The sequence below is a fragment of the Mogibacterium neglectum genome (assembly GCF_030644205.1).
GTDB classification, from domain to species: domain Bacteria; phylum Bacillota; class Clostridia; order Peptostreptococcales; family Anaerovoracaceae; genus Mogibacterium; species Mogibacterium neglectum.
Window position 1 is genome coordinate 39,460 of sequence record NZ_CP128647.1, and the last position, 20,983, is coordinate 60,442.

Annotated in this window: 20 protein-coding genes and 1 pseudogene; 17 read left to right on the plus strand and 4 right to left on the minus strand. The window is 41.7% G+C overall.

From position 1 onward, the window contains the following. The 7 genes from QU661_RS00170 to QU661_RS00200 all read left to right on the plus strand — a co-directional run bounded on the left by QU661_RS00170 (position 1) and on the right by QU661_RS00200 (position 5,132). Positions 1–1,563: an ATP-binding cassette domain-containing protein gene (locus QU661_RS00170; RefSeq protein WP_304989770.1), complete on the plus strand. Its 1,563-nt coding sequence runs from the start codon at positions 1–3 to the stop codon at positions 1,561–1,563. A gap of 38 nt (positions 1,564–1,601) precedes the next feature. Continuing rightward, complete coding sequence (gene larE, locus QU661_RS00175; RefSeq protein WP_304989771.1) at positions 1,602–2,414, plus strand: ATP-dependent sacrificial sulfur transferase LarE; 813 nt, start codon at positions 1,602–1,604, stop codon at positions 2,412–2,414. A 121-nt stretch (positions 2,415–2,535) separates the two neighbouring features. After that, entirely contained in the window at positions 2,536–3,297 is a 762-nt protein-coding gene (gene larB, locus QU661_RS00180) for a nickel pincer cofactor biosynthesis protein LarB (protein WP_304989772.1), read from the plus strand. A gap of 277 nt (positions 3,298–3,574) precedes the next feature. Further along, entirely contained in the window at positions 3,575–3,862 is a 288-nt protein-coding gene (gene rpsF / locus QU661_RS00185) for a 30S ribosomal protein S6 (RefSeq protein WP_106057777.1), read from the plus strand. A 15-nt stretch (positions 3,863–3,877) separates the two neighbouring features. Then, positions 3,878–4,327 (plus strand): single-stranded DNA-binding protein, encoded by a 450-nt coding sequence (locus QU661_RS00190; protein ID WP_304989773.1) that lies wholly within the window; start codon positions 3,878–3,880, stop codon positions 4,325–4,327. A gap of 27 nt (positions 4,328–4,354) precedes the next feature. Then, positions 4,355–4,597, plus strand: coding sequence for a 30S ribosomal protein S18 (gene rpsR, locus QU661_RS00195; protein ID WP_106057779.1), 243 nt, complete (start codon positions 4,355–4,357; stop codon positions 4,595–4,597). Between the two features lie 151 nt (positions 4,598–4,748). Next, positions 4,749–5,132 carry a hypothetical protein gene (locus QU661_RS00200; protein WP_304989774.1) on the plus strand — a complete coding sequence of 128 codons (384 nt, stop codon included), beginning with the start codon at positions 4,749–4,751 and terminating at the stop codon, positions 5,130–5,132. A gap of 124 nt (positions 5,133–5,256) precedes the next feature. Here the strand turns inward: QU661_RS00200 and QU661_RS00205 are convergent, their stop codons facing one another. After that, positions 5,257–5,589 (minus strand): cupin domain-containing protein, encoded by a 333-nt coding sequence (locus QU661_RS00205; RefSeq protein ID WP_106057781.1) that lies wholly within the window; start codon positions 5,587–5,589, stop codon positions 5,257–5,259. Between the two features lie 244 nt (positions 5,590–5,833). On the opposite strand from QU661_RS00205, the gene QU661_RS00210 reads away from it, so the two are divergent. Then, positions 5,834–6,457, plus strand: coding sequence for a cyclodeaminase/cyclohydrolase family protein (locus QU661_RS00210; RefSeq protein WP_304989775.1), 624 nt, complete (start codon positions 5,834–5,836; stop codon positions 6,455–6,457). 368 nt (positions 6,458–6,825) lie between these two features. On the opposite strand, the gene QU661_RS00215 is transcribed toward QU661_RS00210, so the two are convergent. Together QU661_RS00215 and QU661_RS00220 are read right to left on the minus strand one after the other, a co-directional pair. Then, positions 6,826–7,323, minus strand: coding sequence for a hypothetical protein (locus tag QU661_RS00215; RefSeq protein ID WP_304989776.1), 498 nt, complete (start codon positions 7,321–7,323; stop codon positions 6,826–6,828). A 68-nt stretch (positions 7,324–7,391) separates the two neighbouring features. Continuing rightward, positions 7,392–8,012, minus strand: a complete 621-nt coding sequence (locus QU661_RS00220) for a TetR/AcrR family transcriptional regulator (protein ID WP_304989777.1) — start codon at positions 8,010–8,012, stop codon at positions 7,392–7,394. 258 nt (positions 8,013–8,270) lie between these two features. Between QU661_RS00220 and QU661_RS00225 the strand changes: the two genes are divergently transcribed. Together QU661_RS00225 and QU661_RS00230 are read left to right on the plus strand one after the other, a co-directional pair. Beyond that, positions 8,271–10,403, plus strand: a complete 2,133-nt coding sequence (locus QU661_RS00225; RefSeq protein WP_304989778.1) for an efflux RND transporter permease subunit — start codon at positions 8,271–8,273, stop codon at positions 10,401–10,403. Between the two features lie 11 nt (positions 10,404–10,414). Next, complete coding sequence (locus tag QU661_RS00230) at positions 10,415–12,529, plus strand: hypothetical protein (RefSeq protein WP_304989779.1); 2,115 nt, start codon at positions 10,415–10,417, stop codon at positions 12,527–12,529. A 92-nt stretch (positions 12,530–12,621) separates the two neighbouring features. Here QU661_RS00230 and QU661_RS00235 read toward each other — a convergent pair whose 3' ends face one another. Then, positions 12,622–13,521: a YitT family protein gene (locus QU661_RS00235; protein ID WP_304989780.1), complete on the minus strand. Its 900-nt coding sequence runs from the start codon at positions 13,519–13,521 to the stop codon at positions 12,622–12,624. 404 nt (positions 13,522–13,925) lie between these two features. Here QU661_RS00235 and ndk point away from each other — a divergent pair, with 404 nt between their 5' ends. The 7 genes and pseudogenes from ndk to QU661_RS00270 all read left to right on the plus strand — a co-directional run. Beyond that, the gene (gene ndk / locus QU661_RS00240) at positions 13,926–14,330 is read left to right on the plus strand and encodes a nucleoside-diphosphate kinase (protein WP_330692444.1); all 405 of its coding nucleotides are present in this window, start codon (positions 13,926–13,928) and stop codon (positions 14,328–14,330) included. A 43-nt stretch (positions 14,331–14,373) separates the two neighbouring features. Then, positions 14,374–15,288 carry a LysR family transcriptional regulator gene (locus QU661_RS00245; RefSeq protein ID WP_304989781.1) on the plus strand — a complete coding sequence of 305 codons (915 nt, stop codon included), beginning with the start codon at positions 14,374–14,376 and terminating at the stop codon, positions 15,286–15,288. Positions 15,289–15,490: 202 nt separating this feature from the next. Next, positions 15,491–16,795: an O-acetylhomoserine aminocarboxypropyltransferase/cysteine synthase family protein gene (locus QU661_RS00250; RefSeq protein WP_304989782.1), complete on the plus strand. Its 1,305-nt coding sequence runs from the start codon at positions 15,491–15,493 to the stop codon at positions 16,793–16,795. Positions 16,796–17,417: 622 nt separating this feature from the next. Then, on the plus strand, positions 17,418–18,317 hold the full coding sequence (locus QU661_RS00255) for a DUF6017 domain-containing protein (RefSeq protein WP_304989783.1): 900 nt from the start codon (positions 17,418–17,420) through the stop codon (positions 18,315–18,317). A gap of 13 nt (positions 18,318–18,330) precedes the next feature. Continuing rightward, complete coding sequence (locus tag QU661_RS00260; RefSeq protein WP_304989784.1) at positions 18,331–18,552, plus strand: DUF5348 domain-containing protein; 222 nt, start codon at positions 18,331–18,333, stop codon at positions 18,550–18,552. 33 nt (positions 18,553–18,585) lie between these two features. Next, positions 18,586–19,068 (plus strand): PcfB family protein, encoded by a 483-nt coding sequence (locus QU661_RS00265; RefSeq protein WP_304989785.1) that lies wholly within the window; start codon positions 18,586–18,588, stop codon positions 19,066–19,068. 155 nt (positions 19,069–19,223) lie between these two features. Further along, positions 19,224–20,840: pseudogene (locus tag QU661_RS00270) on the plus strand (VirD4-like conjugal transfer protein, CD1115 family); the annotation flags it as partial. Positions 20,841–20,983: the final 143 nt, after the last annotated feature.

A 20,983-nucleotide genomic window follows, 5' to 3' on the forward strand; every position in this document is an offset into this window, starting at 1 on the left:
ATGACAGAGAATAGAAGCGATGCAGAACTTCTTAATATTGAGGATTTCAGAATGTGCTTCGACGGGAAACAGGGCATAGTTCATGCCGTTCAGGGTGTTTCGCTTACAGTGAAGTCAGGAGAGATTATGGCAATTGTTGGCGAGTCAGGTTCGGGCAAGACGGCGCTCTGTTTTTCGATTCTCATGCTGCACAGACATCACGCAAGACATCTATCGGGAAGCATATGTCTATCCGGGAAAGATGTAACTAAGATGGGAGAACAGGAACTCGAGCAAATGAGAGGTAAAGCGGCTTCGATAGTGTTTCAGGATCCGCTGAATTCACTAGATCCTGTAAGAACTATTGGGGAGCAGATTACTACCCCTATGAAGCTACACGAGGCTCATGGGCAGGCGAACGCGAAGCAAGCTTATGAGAAGCGAGCAGTTGAGCTTCTATGCGAGATGGGAATAGTGGATGCTGAAAAATATCTCACATGCTATCCACACCAGCTATCTGGTGGTCAGAGACAGAGAGTGGCTATTGCGATCACACTGGCGTGCGACCCTGCGCTCATCATTGCTGACGAACCGACTACAGCGCTTGACTCTAAAAATCAAAAACAGATAATATCAGTGCTGAAGAGGCTTGCCACAGAGAGGAATAAGGGCATACTTTTTATCACTCATAATCTAGGATTAGCGCGCGGACTAGCGACTAAAATCGCAGTTATGAAGGATGGAAGGTTTGTCGAAGCTGGATCAGCTGAAGAGGTCTTTGAAAATCCTCAGCATGATTACACCAAAACACTAGTCAGGTATTCCCGATATGGGCAAAAGGAAAGCCATTATCATGGTAGCTTTGGGCAGGTGGTAGCTAATCGAGATTGGAATCTAGCTTCAATGAAAATGACCACTCAAGTGGAGTCAACTGAAAAAATGATGAGTGCCAAAGATATAGATATGGTCTATAGAACCGATAAGCACGGATATAAGAATGTGCTCTCAGGATATTCGCTAGAAGTCCTAAAGGGTGAGATTCTTGGGCTCGTAGGACAATCAGGCTGTGGAAAATCCACTTTGGCGAGAATCATCATGGGATTCACTAAACCTACTGGCGGAAGTATAGAATGGGGCAGATGCGGGAGTAGAGATAGGCGTGAGGTTCGCACGCAGATGATATTTCAAGACTCTGCATCGTCATTTAATCCACGCATGACTATAGGGGAAATAATCGCTGAACCACTTGTGATTGCTCGCTCTAGAAACAGAGAAGAGAGGCTGATGAAAGTCAGAGACGTTATGAGACAAGTACATCTGGACGAGCAGCTAATTAATAGATATCCATATGATGTGTCTGGAGGACAGCGCCAGAGAGCTGCAATTGCTAGAGCACTTATCAAAGAGCCTGAATTTATAATAGCTGACGAACCACTATCGTCGCTCGATGTGCCAACGCAGGCCGAAATAGTTCATTTGCTAAGAGAATTACATGAAGAAAGACAGCTGACGATGATTCTTATATCGCATGACATACCCATGGTTGAGCACGTGTGCGATAGAATCGTTAACATGGACGAATAGAGTTAAATAAGAGTTAAACATCAGAAAAGGGGTAAACTATGGGGATATCCGTGTCTGAGAGACAGAAAGAAGAACATCTAAAGGAATATATAAAAACTCTCGGCAGCTTAGCCGTCGCTTTCTCGGGGGGAGTTGATTCCACATATCTCGCCAAGGTTGCGCATGATGTGCTAGGAGACAAGATGATTGCTGTTACAGCGCAGTCAGGCTCTTTCCCTAAGAGGGAGACCGGCGAAGCTGTCAATTTCTGCAAGGAGCAAGGCATCAGGCAGATTATGGTGCAGACAAATGAGCTTGAGATTGAAGGCTTCAAGGAGAATCCACCAGATAGATGCTATATATGCAAGACAGGCATCTTCACACAGCTAAAGGAGCAGGCTGCCGAACTTGGAATAAAGTACGTAGCTGATGGTTCAAACGTAGATGACCTAGGTGATTACAGACCTGGACTACAAGCGCTCAAGGAGCTAGATGTGAAGAGTCCGCTTAGAGAAGCGGGTATGACCAAGCAGGATATCAGAAACCTATCGCATGAGCATGGTCTCTGGACGTGGAACAAGCCATCTGCAGCATGTCTAGCATCGAGGTTTGCATACGGCGAGACGATTACACGTGAGAAGCTAGGCATGGTTGAGAGAGCAGAACGAATTATCAATGATTATGGTTTCATTCAAATGCGTGTTCGCATGCATGGTGAAAACTTAGCGCGCATAGAGGTTACACCAGATGAGTTAACTAGGCTTCTTTCTCTCAGAGAGGAAGTTGTAGCAAAGTTTAATGAAATAGGGTTTACCTATGTGACTATGGACCTACTCGGCTATAGAGTGGGCAGTATGAACGAGGTGCTGTAAAGAGCTCAAGATATATGACATTGACAGAGATATAGGCAATTATCATGTGGAATCTACGAAGCATGACAATCACCACTAATAATCCTCGGCATAGTATGAAAAAAGTGGCAGGTATAGATAGATGAAAATAGCAGAGATTTTAGATAAATATAAGGCTGGCGAGCTAGATATGGCTAAAGCTGAAATGCTAATAAAAAACAACAGTTATGATGAAATGGGCTTTGCAAAGCTAGATATTCAGCGTGAGCAGAGATCTGGCTTTCCAGAGGTAATCTTCTGCGCTGGTAAGCCAGATGATTACCTCGTTTCGATATATAAGAAGATGGTCGCAAATGACGGCTGTGCCTTTGGGACTCGTGCGAGTCAGGAGCAGGCGGCGCTCGTTCAAGCTGCTATTCCGGGAGCTGTATATGATCCTGTCTCGCGGATTTTGAAGGTGGAGCCTGCTAGCGGTTACAAGAGGACTGGCGCTGGCGGTGTTGTTGCCGTCTGCAGCGCGGGTACTGCCGATATTCCGGTTGCGGAGGAGGCTGCGCAGACTGCAGAATATTTTGGTGCTGAGGTACTTCGCGTATACGACATAGGTGTGAGCGGAATTCACAGGCTTCTGTCCAAAGTAGATATTATACGAAGTGCTGACGCTGTTATCGCAGTTGCGGGTATGGAAGGTGCGCTACCGACAGTAATCGGCGGCCTTGTGAGAAATCCCGTAATTGCAGTACCTACATCTGTTGGGTACGGCGCGAATTTTCACGGACTATCCGCCCTTATCACAATGATAAACTCCTGTGCAAACGGCATATCCGTAGTTAACATAGATAATGGATATGGGGCAGGATATATTGCGACGCAGATAGGTAGATTGGCGGCTACAGGAAGATAGCTCGAAGCAACTAAATATTCGTAATATTTGCATTAGTGATATTGCAATATGAATTTATGATATATAGATGCAGACGAAGTCACAAACGCTGCTACAATATATGGCGCTTCGGATGCCGGAATAGCACAGCGAGGCGAATTGGTTTTTGAAGAGGTACAAGGAAATAGCGTAGAAACCTTGAATTTCTACGATAAATCAGTATAATTAAACGGTATGGCTTGAATACGCAAGCCAAATCCTGCACCGAAAGGTGCCGTAGGCCATAGGAGGTGAAAATATGAGAGATTACGAAGTAATGTTCATTCTTGACCCAACTCTAGATGAGGAAGTGAAGAACTCCACAATCGAGAACGTTAAGAACATCATCAATGAAGATGGTGAGGCTGGCGAAGCTGATGTATGGGGCAACAAGAAGCTTGCTTATCAGATTAACAAGAAGAAAGAGGGATTCTACGTAGTTGTTCCTTTCAAGGCTAGCACTGAGCTACCTAAGGAGCTTGACAGAAGACTCAAGATTTCTGATGCGGTTATGAGACACATTATTGTTTGCCAGGACGAGAACTAAGTCAGGAGGTAAGCGATGAACAGTGTAATACTGATTGGAAGATTGACCAGAGACCCGGAGCTTACTTACACACCTAACAACCAGACAGCTGTTACGCATTTTAGCATCGCAGTTGATAGACCTGGAATACAGGGGCGTGATAGACAGGCTGATTTTATCAGAATCACTGTTTTCGGCAAGCAGGCTGAGAACTGTGATAGATATCTGAGCAAGGGTCGTCAGGTAGCAATCAACGGTAGAATTCAGACGGGAAGCTACAAGAACAGAGAAGGACAGACTGTATACACTACAGACGTAATCGCTAACAACGTCGAGTTCCTCGGCGGTGGTAACGGCGGAAACGATTCTGGATATAGTCGCAGATCCGAGAGTGAGCCTAGTGCATTTAACGATAACTTTAGCTCGCCGATGGAGCCTTCGATGCCTGATTCATTTGAGGCAACTGAAGAGGATATCCCGTTCTAAACATCTTGAGAAAGGAGCACAAGTCTAATGGAGAACAATAAGAGACGCGGTGGCATGAGAAGAAGAAAAGTATGCCAGTTCTGCGCAGATAAGGAAAAGAAAATCGATTACAAAGATGTAGAGACTCTAAAGAAGTACACTACAGAGAGAGGTAAGATTCTTCCTAGAAGAGTTACTGGTACATGCGCTATGCACCAGAGAGCAGTTACATCTGCTATTAAGAGAGCTCGTGTGGTAGCTCTAATGCCTTTCGATTCTGAGATCGAATAATAATGAAAGAAAACCCCGCTCGTATGAGTGGGGTTTTCTATAGAAGATATTTTACCTTAATGATGATAGACTAAATCGAATAAGGAATCTGTTAGTAGGTTGATATAAGCCCATATATAACATAGCTTATATTTAAGCAAGGAGGATTATCATGTGTGAATTAGAACTAGAAGATCAATTACGATTATTAAAAGATGGATTAACTGAATTAGCAATAGAAATTGGCGATACACAAATATCCCCCAAATCTCTCAGTTTGCTATGCTTAGATTTTGAAGTCCCTGTTGATATAAGAGATTCTTGGATATTAGAATTTCGAAAATTATCCGATATAGAGTATGAGAAGTACTCGAGCAAAGAAATAATTTCGATATTTCGTAATAAAATGCAGGAGGCGTTCAGGCCTGCAAAAGAGTTTAGTGATTTAATAGTCTTTTCATTTATAAGAGTCATATCAAAGCATTTAGTTGAAGAACTATATCCTTTATCTTGTTTATTGGAGATAGAGTTTTCTTTAACAGCAGATTTAAATTAAAATAAAATCCTCCATACTGATATCCAGTAAAGAGGATTTTATAAACATATGTAATTTTGTATTACCACTATCAATAGTTAGTGTGTACTGAATCAAGGGATTCCTGGTAAGTCCTATTAGGGCTCTAGAATACCACCACGAGTAGCATCTTGAAACGCTCCTGACCGTATACCGCATGTGGATGACCAGCAGGCATTACAATCGATTCTCCTTCATGAAGCTCGTGAGGAATTCCGTCAATAGTGAGGCGGCCTACTCCGTCAAGACAAGTTACAAATGCATCTCCGCCGGATTCGTGTGTGCTGATTTCTTCGTCTTTATCAAAAGCGAATAACGTTACACTAACAGCATCGTTCTGTGCGAGCGTCTTGCTTACCACCTGACCATCCTGATAATTAACTTCGTTCTTAAGTGTTAAAACTTCAGACTTGGATATGTTTTTCATAGGCTCTTTCATTTTGTTACCTCCTATATGTAAATTTCTTTTATGCAATGGTGCGAATTACTCCGCCTAAATTGATTATATCCATCTAACCTGCAAATATTCGTAACATTCGTTACGCGACATATAAAAATTTTACTTGCTCATTGTGTATTTATTCGTACAAATTTATAATAGAAATATGTAAAAGTCTATGGATAAGAGCTTTATAGATATTTAAGATTCGAATCATGATATATTGATGAATACGGAGGGCAATATGGCAAATAGATTGATAGATGAAAAAATAAATGATTACGTTGAGGCACTTAGTTCAGGGGCACCGACTCCAGGAGGTGGTGCAGTTGCAGCTTTAACGGCAGCACAGGGAGCAGCATTAATTATGATGGTTGCGAATCTAACTGTTGGCAAGAAGAAATATGCTGAATTTGAGGAACTCAATGTAGCAGCGATAGAGGAAGCTAAGGGATATCTAGATCAGCTGATGGCTGGAGTAGATGAAGATAAGAAAGCATTTGGACAGGTTGCTAGTGCATATGGAATGCCTAAGGAAACTGATGAGGAGAAGGCAGCGCGCAGCGAGGCGATTGCCATCGCCTCGGTCGGCGCAGCCGAAGCCCCGCTCAAAGTCATGAGAGCGGGTACCTGCGCGCTCAGACTCGCAGATAGTCTGATTGGCAGATCCAATAAGCAGCTGGTAAGTGATCTGTACGTAGCTGCTCTAAATCTAAATGCAGGTGTTCAGGCGGCAGAATTCAACGTAGCGGCAAACGTACCATATATTCCTGATTGTGAGCTCGCAGAGAGTTGGAAAAAGGAATCAGAAAAGCTAGCAGAAGAGGCAAATACTGTATCTACAAAAATACTTTGCCTTAATAAATAATTTTTTATGCAAAATATATAAAGACACGGCTTTAAATTAGTAGGTTATAGAAAATAAATTCTAAATGAAATATAAATTATAGTAAACATTTCACATAATCTTCACACAAGGTGCTTTAATAGATGCTATACTTCTAATTGTTCAATGAGGTTTGTTATTCTAATACAAACTTTCCTTCTTTTATTGAATACACACACACTACAGGAAAGGGATGCGCAAGCGTCCTTTTTCTGTTTTTTGTTTGATTTTTTAATTAGCATATTTATATTATTAGACAGAGAGCCGACAGCTAACACTGCCGGCTCTCTTGACTTCCTAATGGAAACTAATTGTTTACAGTTTTATTTAAGATTATCGATAAATATGTTTTATATGCTATCCGAGTACCAGATTTCTTCATCTGAAAAACCATAATATTTTTCGTCTAACACCCATCTTTTGTTTATCTGCCTAACGATAAATTTGTGCTTCATGTCAGTAGCTCCGTTAAAGTGGATGATAATGATCGCCATATCTAATTGTTGCATAGCAAATTCCAATAAAAAATCATTGCTATGAACATAAAAATATTCGCTCGGATTACTGTAATGAGTCGCATATCCTTTTGATATGAGATTATCACTAGCCTTTCCTTTCAAAATTTCTTTATAGCGACTTTCATATTCTGCCATAAGCCCGCTCCATTTAGGATGATTTTGGTTGGCAGGGATATTAAATATTAATTTTTCAGCATTTAGTTCACTATTTCTCTTAAAAACTTCTTCTTCAAGTGAATTCAATTCCTTCAATAGTTCAAGTAATGGTAGTATTATTTCATCCGCCATTCCTTTATATTTTTCAGGGGTGTTTTTTATTTTGATATTCATTTTTTATCTACAACGTATCTCCGTCTACAGCTTAAATTCCAGCTGCCATACCATCTATCAACTGCTATTTAACCATTAATCGCATCTTCAATTATCAGCCTTATGGTTCTAAATAAATAAGGCTTATAGTCACTGTAAGTTACAGGCTCGCCCAAGAGAATTACATTGTGACATGTTGAATTAATCAGCTCAACAATCGTAAATATCATGAGCTCTGGATTATCAATAGGAATGTGCTCTCTTTCAATAATATCCATGAAGAAAGTCTTAAAATCCAGGACTTCATCATCTTCGTGTTTAATGCTTTTCGATCCACTTAACAGACCCCAACTCAAGTGTTTAGATATAAATTTCAATAGTGCAATATCCTTTGAGAGTTTGGTAATTAGACAATCAGTAGCATATAGTACCTTGTCAGCGAGATTCATTACATCTCTGGTTTCCTCTATGTGCTTTTCTAGTGATTCAACTGCATCAAGGAGCAGTTCAGATGACTTTCTGGCGATTAGCACATCTCGAACATCTTCTTTGCTATCAAAATATAGATAGAATGTGCCTTTTCCGACACCTGCCTTTAGTGCGATACCTAATATAGTCGTCCTTGCAAATCCAAGTGTTGTAAATAGTTCATATGCTGCGTCAAGAATATCGGTGCGCTTTTTTTCTTTATTGAGCACTCTTTTAGTCATAGATACTCCTCCAAAATCATAATTACTAAAATATATATACCACGCAGTGTGGAATTTTACAATCATACAACAATTAATGACTAATAGTCAATAATTATAATTCTTAACAATCCAATTATAATGTTGTTAAAAGATATTGAAAATAAAGCGATATATCAAAGAAGTAAAATGACAAATATTTTAATTTAATTAAAAGTTGACTGTTGGTCAGTAAAGTGGTATATTAATTTCCGTCAAATACGCAAGGAGGGAAAACCGATGAATCTAGGGGCTAAAGTCGTGAAGCACAGACACATAATTTTTATAGTATCTTTGCTTCTACTTATACCATCACTTATAGGGTATAAGACGACGAGGATAAACTATGACATGCTTACATATCTTCCATCTACTATGGATACGATGAAAGGGCAGAATGTTTTGATGAAGGAGTTTGGCAAAGGTGGATTCTCGATAGTTGTGCTTGAAAACATGAAGAGCGATGATGTCACTCAGTTAAAAGCAGACTACAGCAGAATCGATGGGGTCGAAGAGGTTCTAAATCTCGAGGATGCGCTTGATCCAACAGTTCCGAAGTCTATGCTACCAGACCAAGTGGCGAAGAATTTGTCAAATAAAGATGCGAGTATGATGGTTGTATTTTTCAGCAACTCAACATCTGATGATAAGACGCTCAAGGCTGTTGAACAGATGAGGAAAGTCAGCAATAAGCACGCATATATATCTGGCTTATCACCTCTGGTAGAAGATCTAAAGAATATTTGTGAACAGGAAGAAGTCAAGTATGTTACAGTGGCTGTTCTGCTTTCACTTCTCGCGATGATGCTGCTCCTCGATTCATATATAGCACCGGTAATATTTATGGTGAGCATAGGCATGGCTATTTTGTATAACATGGGCTCTAATATATTCCTCGGTGAAATTTCATATATAACCAAAGCCATAGCTGCGGTTCTGCAGCTTGGTGTAACCATGGACTACTCCATATTCCTATGGCATAGCTACATGGAGAAACTCGATTCAGGGCTTAAGGAAGACGATGCTATGGCGGAGGCCATCGATGCTACACTCGTTTCTGTAACTGGAAGTTCGGCTACGACAATTGCGGGATTCCTGGCGCTTTGTTTCATGACATACACTATGGGCCGAGATCTTGGAATCGTTATGGCAAAAGGTGTTGTATTTGGAGTAATAGCAAGCGTAACTATACTGCCTGTACTTTTGCTTAGGTTCAATAAGCTAGTACAGAAGACGAGACACAAATCTTTAATCCCAGATATGTCAAAAGTTGCACATGGACTAACCGGTAGATATGGAATCTATATCGCGATATTCTGTGTACTAATTGGACCGGCAATCTATGGATACAATCACCAGAATATCGTGTATGACTTCACCAAGATGCTATCCAGTGGACAAAATAGTTTACCTGCGGAGAAGATACAGTTCTTGACGGCTAATAACAAGCTAAGTGAGGATTTTGGGATAAATACTTCCTATATCGTGATGGCTGACTCGAAGCTATCTGCTCTAAAGGGTAGGGAGATGAGTGATGAGATTAAGAAGATTGATGGGGTTGAAAGCGTGCTGGGTATCGATTCAATCGTAGGGACTTCAATTCCGAGGAGCATGATTCCAGACTCGATTAAGAGCGGCCTAATGTCAGACAGACATCAGATGATAGTGATAAATTCCAAGTATAAGGTTTCGACGAATGCTTGTAATAGGCAGATTGATAAGGTTAAAGCGATTACGTACAAATACGATAAATCAGCGACTGTAATCGGAGAAGCTCCGGCAACTAAGGACTTAATAAAACTGACAGATAAGGATTTTAAAGTCGTAAATTGGATATCTATAGGACTTGTGTTCCTTATAATCCTAGTCGTGCTAAAGTCAATATCGTTGCCGTTTATACTCGTAATAACGATAGAGTTCGCGATATACGTCAATATGGGAATCTCAGGATTCACCGGGCTGGAGCTTCCTTTCATAGTTCCGGTCTGCATCAGCACGATTCAGCTTGGTTCTACGGTTGATTATGCGATACTGATGTCGACAAGGTACAAGACAGAACGAATGCTTGGACTAGGTAGGCGCGATGCGGTCAGCACGGCAGCAGCTGCTTCGATACCATCGATTATAGTGAGTGCACTCGGATTCTTCACAGCGACAATCGGAGTGGCAATATATTCAAATATAGGCATTATCAGCACGCTTTGCACGATGATGGCTCGCGGAGCAATCATAAGCATGCTGACAGTAATCCTCATACTGCCTTCGTTCTTGATGGCATTTGACAACTTGATTTGCCACACTACAGGCGGACTAAGAGATGTATATGAACATAAGATGGATAAGAAGGCGCGTGCAGAGAGTGGCGTAATATAGGAGGCATTGAGATGAAAAGAATGAAAGATCATAAGAATATTAAGAGAGGAGCAGCCACACTTGCTCTTTGCTTGACAGTCGGAACGATGTATATGGCAAATCCCATCACGGTGGGTGCAGCAAACAATAAGACCATGGATGTGACTAAGTCAAGCAGCACCGAAAAAGCCGTGGAAAACTCATATCCTAGCCTTGGTAAGGGAAATATTTCACAGAAGGATAAAAATGAGACAACTTATACTTCGATGGATGCGGATGGTAATGTGCTCGAATCCATAGTCACTGAACAGCTTGCAAATACTGGCAAAAATGACACTATCAGCGACTACTCGACACTGAAGAATATCGAGAATACATCAGGCCACGAGAAGTTCTCAAAGAGCGGTAATAATATCGTGTGGGATGCGAAGGGAAAGTCGATTAAATATAAGGGCACACCAACCACAGGTTTACCGGTTAATGTCAAGATAACGTATTATCTTAATGGCAAGAAGATGTCTGCAAAGGAAATAGCCGGTAAGGCAGGTAACGTGACCATCAGATTTGACTATACTGTAAACCAGTCAGACATTGTAAATGGAAAACTGATTAAGCACCCATATACAATTGCGAGCGGACTGGTGCTCAATGATGATAACTTCAGTGATATAACTGTTTCGAACGGTAAAGCTATAGATGATGGCAACAAGACGGTTGTTATGGGAATAGCTTTTCCAGAGATGAATGAGAATCTCGGGATAAGTCGCAATAAACTAGATATCCCTGATAGCGTAGTCATTAATGCACATACGGAGAAATTCGAAATAGATGGAACCTATACGGCAGCGATGTCTGGAATTGCAAATGATTTTGATGGAAATCTGGGCAGTGTGAAGGGAAAGGCTGCTAAGCTCGAAAATTCTCTAAAGAAGCTAGGGCAGGCATCGGATAAGCTAGAGCAGGGAAGTAAGGAGCTTAAGGCAGGTGCTGACGAATTAGCTAGTGGCACAAAGAACCTGAAGTCTGGAAGTAGCGAGATGCTTAGCGGAGCTACTTCTCTAAACAGTGGCCTGCAGCAGCTAACTGCCAATAGCGCATCACTTAGAAATGGTGCTGCACAGGTTGAGAAGCAGATTTTTGCTAATGCCACAACCCAGCTACAAGATCAGCTAGGTGACGATACAATAGTTCTATCCCCTTCGACGTATGCGAAGGTGCTTGCAGGAATCTCCGATGGAGCTATGGCAAAGGCAGAGGGGAAGATGAGAGCCGCTCTATCTGCAGCAGGTGTGTCTGATACAAGCACACAGAATATCGTCATTTCCCTTGCGTATAACAAGGTGATGGCAGATGGTAAATCCGAAGCCACTGCAGCAGAGGTCGTGCAATATATACAGCAGGCAGGGGTAACAGCTAAGGAAGCGCAGAAGGCAGCAGGATACATAAGTCAATATAAGAGCACTGCGGTAACAGCTCTAAAGGCTACCGGATATACAGATGAGCAGCTCGCGTCAGTAACAGGTCAGCAAGCAGTCATGCTAACCTCTGTAGAGATGGGGCTGACGGGTGGTAGTACAAATGCAGCGACGCTTCAGGCACAGCAGACTAATGCAACTAAGCTGCTAACATCAGCTAAGGAGTACGAGATTGCCAGCCAAGGTGCAAGCGATAATGTAAAAAAGCTATCGGCAATTGCCGTGGGAAAGGATGTTCCAGCAAAGCTGAAGGCCCTAAAGGAACAGCTGGACTCACTAGAGATGTTCATCGCTGGAGTTAAGCAGTACACTGCAGGGGTAGATGCAGCAGCAGCAGGAAGCAGCAAACTAGTATCGGGTCTTGAACAACTAAATAGCGGAATCACAAAGCTCGATGCGGGCTCAAACAAGCTCGATTCTGGAGTAACACAGCTAGCATCAGGAATGACTCAGCTTAATGAGCAAGGTATCCAGAAATTTATAAGCACTCTCAGTAAAGCAGATATAGGAAAAATCACCAGCAGACTAGAGGCGACAATAGCTGCCTCAAAGCACGAAGTGTTTGTAGGTGGTAAGGAAAGTAGCATGACTGGGGAGAGTAGATTGATCTTCAAGAGCGGGGAAATTAAGGCTGCAAAAGAGAATAAAGACGCTAGCAAACATCATAAATAAAAGGAATGCGATAATAGTTCTAATCAAACGGAAAGCGGCTAAGGTGTTAAAAGACCTTAGCCGCTTTCCATATGATTTAAATTCAAATTTATCTACTTCTGCTCCAGATACCTCTTCTCGCGGCTGAAGCCCCTACCGTGAACGCTGCCAACCTTGCTCAGGATGATAAATGCATCTGGGTCGAGGTCATGAACGAGTTTTTCGACCTTGTATAGCTCTCTCGAGGATATGATAGTCATCACGATATCAGTCTCTCTACCGAGATAACCAGTCTTGCCATGAAGCAGGGTTGCGCTTCGGTCGATGTCGTGAAGAATAGCATTGGTAATCTCCTCCGAAGACTTCGTTACAATCTCAAGCTTAGTCTTAGAAGCTCCAATCGCAAGGAGTCTATCCAGAGTAATCGTGTACACGATTACGAGAACGATTCCGTATAGACTTGTGCGCTTTGGAGAGAACATCATCTGTCCAATCAAGATTATAAAGTCAAATACGTATAGGCTGATGGAAACAGGCACCTTGAAATATTTATTGAGTACGAGTGGCGGAATATCCATGCCGCCAGTGCTGGCACCGATTCTAATAATCATCGCGAGCGAAGTTCCTATGCACAGTCCGCCGAATAATGAAGCTAGAAACATGTCATTTGTAAGGACGAAGCTACCTACGAGCTTCTGCAAGAATCCGAGGATAGTCGGAAATGCGAAAGTACTTATCATAGTGGTGAGTGCAAATTCTTTACCTAGTAGCCCAAAACCTATAATGAACATGACTGCGTTAAATATTCCGACGAATAGAGAAATAGTTATGCCAAAATGGTGATTCATTATAATCGCAATACCTGTAGTTCCGCCGGTGATAAGACCGGTCGGGAGTATGAAAAATGCCACACCAATGGCATAAATGAAGTTCCCAAATATGACAGTGATCGCATTTCGTAGGAACTGCTTACTAAATATGTAGCTAGAAAAGCTGGAATTAGTGTCTTTCATTGTCTTTCTCCTTACAATTATTAACAAAAACTTTACATGTAGATAGTAACCATGTCAACAGCGTGAATGGTATTGTGAGAAATTAAATCAAAAACAAAATGAACCGCTGCTTGGCGTCAGCGGTTCATTTCTACTACGAAATTATTTAATTAAGAAAGAACAATCAAAAGAAAATGTTTTATGCACTTAATTCCTTTTGCACCATTATATTAGCATTTGATTATGACGATTCTGTAATGGTTTGTTAGTGTGTTGGTGTATCGCATATATCAATATTTACAAAAATACTAGCGAAATGTGAAAGCAAAGTCAGGAAAGTATGTAAAATGACCATATGGATATGGTATAAACTATAGAAGAGTATTTAAGAGAATTCAAATAAAACATTTAAAAGGAGAAGAACTATGGGTATTGAAAAGACATACATTATGCTTAAGCCAGACTGCGTTAAGAGAGGACTCATGGGAGAGGTTATATCCAGAATTGAGAGAAAGGGCTACAAGATTGTTGATGCGAAGATGATGAATCTCGATGAGGCAATTCTAAAGGAACACTATGCGCACCTCGCTGACAAGCCTTTCTTCCCAGAAATTGTAGCATTCATGACATCCGATCCAGTTCTCGGAATGATTGTTGAAGGCGAGAATGCAGTCCAGGGAATGAGAATCATCATGGGCGCTACTAAGTTTGAAGAAGCTACTGCTGGGACTATTCGTGGCGATTTCGCACATAGCACTAGCGAGAATTTGATTCACGGATCTGATTCCCTAGAGAATGCAGAGATAGAGATTAAGCGTTTCTTTGGCTAAGCTCATCAATAAGGCTTAAGAATCATTGAAAGAGGCTCGATAAATGACGTTAAACCAACTACTTTATATTATTACAATAGCTGACGAAGGTTCGCTCAATAAAGCGGCGGAGAAGCTCTACATGACTCAGCCATCGCTGACCAGTTCATTAAGAGAGGTTGAGTCGGAGCTTGGCGTGACCATTTTCCGCAGAACTGGTAGAGGTGTCACTGTGACTAACGATGGAGCGGAGTTTCTTCAGAATGCAAGACATCTATATAGCCAGTATGAATCGCTTATGGGTAAGTATTCGGATGAAGGCGGACTTAAAACGAAGTTCGGAGTTTCGACACAGCACTATTCATTTGCGATAAAGGCTTTTGTAGAGATGGTAAAGAAATTCGACATGAATGAGTACGATTTCGCTATCCGGGAGACCAAGACACAAGAGGTAATCGACGATGTCGTATCGCTAAAAAGCGAACTTGGTATCATCTACCTGAGTGATTTCAATCGTCAGGCTATATCTAAGGTGCTTAGACAGAATGGTCTTGAGTTTGTGCCGCTAATTGACTGTAACGCATATGCTTACGTCTGGAAAAATCATCCGCTGGCAAATCGTGCGAGCGTGAGCTTCGATGACCTTGCGGATTATCCGAATATGACTTTTGATCAAGGAGACAATTCGACGCTTTATTTTGCGGAGGAGCTTTTCGCAGATATCAATCATCACCATATGATTAAGGTTAACGATAGAGCGACTATGCTCAATCTGATGCAAGGATTATTCGGTTACACAGTGTGCTCTGGCATCATCTGTGAGGAGTTGAACGGCGACGACTGCAACATGGTGCCAATTAAAGATGAACGCGTGGACACTGAAGGAGCTATGCAAATCGGATATATAATGAAGAAGAATTCCATCCTGAGCAAGATGGCAGAACTATATATAAAAGAGATGAAAGCATATCTAAGCTAAGTTCAATATAAAGCAAGGCGAGGATATGGAATATAATTACCAAAGGGAGTTATAGGATAAAGCTATAGCTCTCTCTTATTTTTTTGAATTAGACAGATGTTTATCTATACCATATAATTCAACCATAGCAAAACAGATGCGACTTACAGGGAGGCCGCGGATAACATAGAATTAAAATGAAACACAGAAAGGGGACAAACAGATGAGCGATATTAGAGATTCAAAGAATTGGGGATTTAACACTAAGCAGGTACAGGCAGGTCAGGAGCATGCTGATCCAGCGACTGGCGCTAGATGCGTGCCTATCTATCAGTCGGCTTCATACGCATTCGATAGTGCGGATTCAGCAGAGGCAAGATTTGCTTTAAGAGAAGCAGGTTCCATATATTCAAGACTTGGAAATCCAACTAACGATGTACTCGAAGCAAGAGTTGCTGCACTCGAGGGTGGATCGGCAGCGCTAGCGGTTACTTCTGGAACAGCTGCAATCGTATATGCGATTCAGGCAGTAGCGCAGCATGGTGAGCACATCGTAGCCGTAAGAACACTTTACGGTGGTTCATACAACCTGTTTGCAAATACACTTCCGTTAGTTTCGGGAGTAACAACAACATTCGTAGAATCGGATGATTACGAAGGCTGGGAGGCTGCAATTCAGGATAACACAAAGGCTCTATACATCGAGATATTCGGAAATCCAAACTCCAACGTTACAGATATTGAGCGTATTGCAGAAATCGCACATAGACATGGACTTCCGCTAATCGTCGACTCGACATTTACACCACCATACTTGATTAAACCATTCGAGCACGGCGCAGACGTGGTTATACACTCAGCGACAAAGTTCTTCGGTGGTCACGGTTCAACAATCGGTGGATTAATCGTAGATGGCGGAAAATTTGACTGGAGTGCATCTGGTAAATTCCCATGGATTGCTGAGCCAAATCCATCGTATCATGGACTAAACTTTTACGAAGCTGTTGGTCCAGCTGCATTTGCTGTATACTGCAGAGCTATACTGCTCAGAGATGGTGGCGCATCGCTTTCCGCATTTGACGCATTCCTTCTGCTTCAGGGAATCGAGACACTTTCTCTCAGAGTTGAGCGCCATGTCAAGAATGCTCTTGAGATAGTAGAGTACCTCGACAAGCATCCACAGGTTGAGAGAGTTCATCATCCATCACTACCTAGCGAGCCATCACATGAGATTTATAAGAAGTACTTCCTTAAGGGGGCAGGTTCGATTTTCACATTCGATCTCAAGGGTGGTAGAGATGATGCGAAGAAGTTCATCGACAATCTGCCTATATTCTCGGACCTTGCAAATGTAGCTGATGTTAAGTCGCTGGTAATCCACCCAGCGAGCACGACTCATTCACAGCTGAGCGAGGAAGAACTGTACGCTCAAGGGATCACACCTTCAACAATTAGACTATCCATCGGAATCGAGGATGTTGAAGACTTGAAGGCAGCGTTAGATGTGGCTTTTGAAGCAATAAGGTAAATCGGATAGCTTGAACCATGTAAATAAAGCATAGCGACATACATTACAAGTGTATAAAGAGCAATCCGCAAATATACACTTAAGAAAACTGATATATCATAACAAATACTAAACCGACATAATAATAAAGTATGCTCAGGAGCAGGACAGAAGTCCTGCTTTTGTGTTGTAGTAAAGCAGACACTGCAGATGTTGAATTAATAGAGAAATATTTCTATAATATTTGTATTAAACTTTAATAACTAACCCTCAAACCCCTTGAAATACAAGGATATTTGCAAGAGTACAAGTTGAATTTACTACCAATTTACTACTTTTGAGGAAAGAGCCTTGATGTGCTGTAAAAACTCTTGCGAATAAAGGTATTTTACCACAGATGCCATAAAGCATGTTGTGAGGATCAAAACTAAATAGGAAATCGTAAAAGCGGTGTTCTTTCGCTTCTGTTAAAGGAAGCATAGGATGCCGCTTTTTTCATGCCCATGTTACGAAGTAGAGGTAAATAAGGGCTTGAAATACAAGGCTTTCAGAGGGCGGTTTTGACAAAGTAAAGGGAATATACCTTTTTCCTCAAAATCGCCCTTTAACTGCGTAACAAATAAAAAATGAAAGGAGTATCAGCATGGCAGTTTTCAGAGTAGAAAAAAACAAGGGCTATACCGTCATGAGCAATCACCATTTGCGAAACAAAGAACTGACCCTAAAGGCAAAGGGCTTGCTCTCTCAAATGCTTTCACTTCCGGAAAACTGGGACTATACCCTTGCCGGACTTTCCCATATCAACAAAGAAAGTATCGATGCCATTCGTACTGCCGTCTGGGAGCTTGAAAAAGCGGGATATATCAAAAGGTCGCAGGGCAGGGATGAGAAAGGAAAAATGACAGCCATTACCTATACCATTTATGAACAGCCGCAAAGTCCGGTATTGGAAAATCCAACATCGGATAAGCCGATATTGGAAAATCCGACAACGGATAATCCGACGTCGGAAAATCCAATGCAATTAAATAAAGATATACAAAAAACTGATCTATCAAAAAAAGAAAAAATAAATAAAGATGGATTAAATACCGATTCCATTCCTATCCTTTCCCCTGACCCCTCTCCTTTGAGAGAGCCGCCTTTACCGGAAAAGAACGGAAAGGAAGAAAAAGACGCATACAAAATCTATGAGGAACTTATCAAGGACAATATCGAGTATGAACACCTCATAAACGCAAAACGTCTTGACCGTGATCGCATTGATGAAATTCTTGACCTCATTCTTGAAACCGTATGCAGCAAAAGAAAAAGAATCTTGATTGCAGGCGACGAATACCCCGCAGAGCTTGTAAAAGCAAAATTCATGAAGCTTAACAGCGAACATATTGAATTTGTCCTTAACTGTATGCAGGAAAACACAACGAAGATCAGAAACATCAAACAGTATCTAAAAGCGGCGCTTTTCAATGCTCCGTCCACAATAGGAAACTATTACACTTCACTTGTAAATCACGATATGTACGGAAGAAACGACTTCTAAAGGAGAAATCACTATGAAACAAGGAACCCTTATCTTTGACGAATACCGCGACCTTTATGACATCCGTTTTGACTTAAAAGACTACTTAGGAGGTCTTTATCCCGGAGATCAGTTTGAAGTCTTTGCCTATGGAAAGTGGAAGCCCACCGAGATAGATATAGACAAAAACGATGAATGGTATCTGAAAGGAATACGGGGAAATATAAACGGGCTTCGGGTAAGAGTTAAGGAATAAAAAATTTTAGAGAACCGGAAAGGAGGATGACAGTTGCAGGATGAAATAAACGAAAAAGTAATTGCCCTATATATTAAGGGCGGAAAAATCACAGCGAGGCTGCTGCAAAAGGCAATAAAGATTTTTCTTGCCGAAATAAAAAAGCAATCTTCAAAACAGCAGCTTCCCCACGGAAAACAAAGTCTGAAACAGCTTATGAAGCAAAATATAGGCATTTCCAATATAGAAATCACGGATAAAAACATTAAAGCCTTTGAAGCGACGGCAAAGAAATACGGGATTGACTTTGCACTGAAAAAAGACATAAGCACTTCACCGCCCCGGCACCTTGTATTTTTTAAGGGTCGGGATGCGGATGTTCTAAAGGCGGCATTTACCGAGTTTTCACAAAAGAAACTGTCAAGGGAAAAACTGCCCTCTATAAGAAAAGTGCTTTCTGCCTTTAAGGCGCAGGCAAAGGCAATAAACAAAGGACGAGATACCGTAAAACATAAGGACAGGGGGATTGAGAGATGACGGAAGAAACAAAGAAACAAATTTTACTGCATCTGCCTTATCTGTTCTTTGTCTATCTCTTTGACAAGATAGCACAAGGCTTTCGTCTATCATACGGAATAGATATGGGAATAAAGCTTCTCCATTTTCCTGAAGGACTTACAGAAGCCTTTTCTTCTCCCCTTATCAGCTTTCACTTATCCGATCTTTTTATCGGAATTATAGCAGCGGCAATCGTTCGCCTTGCCGTTTATGTGAAAGGAAAAAATGCGAAAAAATATAGAAAAGGTACAGAGTACGGCTCCGCCCGTTTCGGAAATAAAAAGGACATAAAACCATATATGGATCCCGTCTTTAGAAATAACATTCCTCTCACAAAAACGGAGTGTATTACCATGAACAGCCGTCCGAAAAATCCGAAGTATGCAAGAAACAAAAACATTCTTGTGGTCGGAGGCTCAGGAAGCGGAAAGACGAGATTTTTCGTCAAGCCGTCACTTATGCAGATGCACAGCTCCTATGTTGTTACCGACCCGAAAGGCGAGCTGCTTCTTTCCTGCGGACAGCTTCTGCAGCGAGGCGGATATAAAATCAAGGTACTTAATACCATCAATTTCAAAAAATCCATGAGGTATAACCCTTTTGCATATATCCGAAGCGAAAAAGACATTTTGAAGCTGGTAAATACCATTATCATGAATACCAAAGGAGACGGTGAAAAATCCGGTGAGGATTTCTGGACGAAATCGGAACGACTTTTCTACTGCGCCCTGATCGGATATATCTTTTATGAAGCACCGGAGGAGGAAAAGAATTTCACCACGCTTCTTGAAATGATAAACGCATCGGAGGCAAGGGAGGACGATCCGGAATTTCAAAGTCCGGTGGATCTCATGTTTCAGAGATTAGAGGAAAAAGATCCGGAACATTTTGCGGTAAGGCAGTATAAAAAGTTTCTCCTTTCTGCCGGCAAAACAAGATCCTCAATCCTCATTTCCTGCGGTGCCCGCCTTGCTCCCTTTGATATAAGAGAGCTTCGGGAGCTACTGGAAAAGGACGAAATGGAGCTTGATGCCATAGGCGATCGCAAAACGGCACTGTTTGTTATCATTTCCGACACTGACGATACTTTCAACTTTGTTGTATCCATTCTCTACACCCAGCTATTTAATCTGCTATGTGATAAGGCAGATGATGTGTACGGCGGAAGGCTCCCCGTTCATGTGCGCTGCCTTTTGGACGAGTTTGCAAATATCGGGCAGATTCCAAAATTTGAAAAGCTCATTGCCACCATCCGAAGCCGTGAAATATCGGCTTCTATTATTTTACAGTCCCAGTCCCAGCTTAAAGCCATCTATAAGGACAATGCGGACACCATCACGGGAAATTGCGACAGTTTTCTATTTCTTGGAGGCAAGGAAAAAACAACGCTAAAGGAAGTATCGGAAATACTCGGTAAGGAAACCATCGACAGCTTTAACACCTCTGAAACAAGAGGACGAGAGCTTTCCCACGGACTGAATTATCAAAAACTCGGCAAGGAGCTTATGACGCAGGATGAAATCGCGGTGATGGACGGCGGTAAATGCATCCTGCAAATAAGAGGCGTAAGACCGTTCTTTTCGGATAAGTACGATATTACAAAGCATCCCAATTACAAATATCTTTCCGACTATGACAAGAAAAATACCTTTGATGCGGAAAGGTATATCAAACGCCGCCCCGCCGTCGTAAAGCAAAATGAAGTCTTTGACTACTATGAAATCGATGCAGAAGAACTGACGGAGGAATAAATGAAGGAGGAAACGCTTGATATATAAAACAGCAGTATATAGAGCAAGGGCACCTGATGCCTGAACGCTTATCCGCCTGTGCGGCGGTTTTTTAATGAGGAAATCAAACACACAAAATTATGTTTAGCCGAAGTATCGGCAGA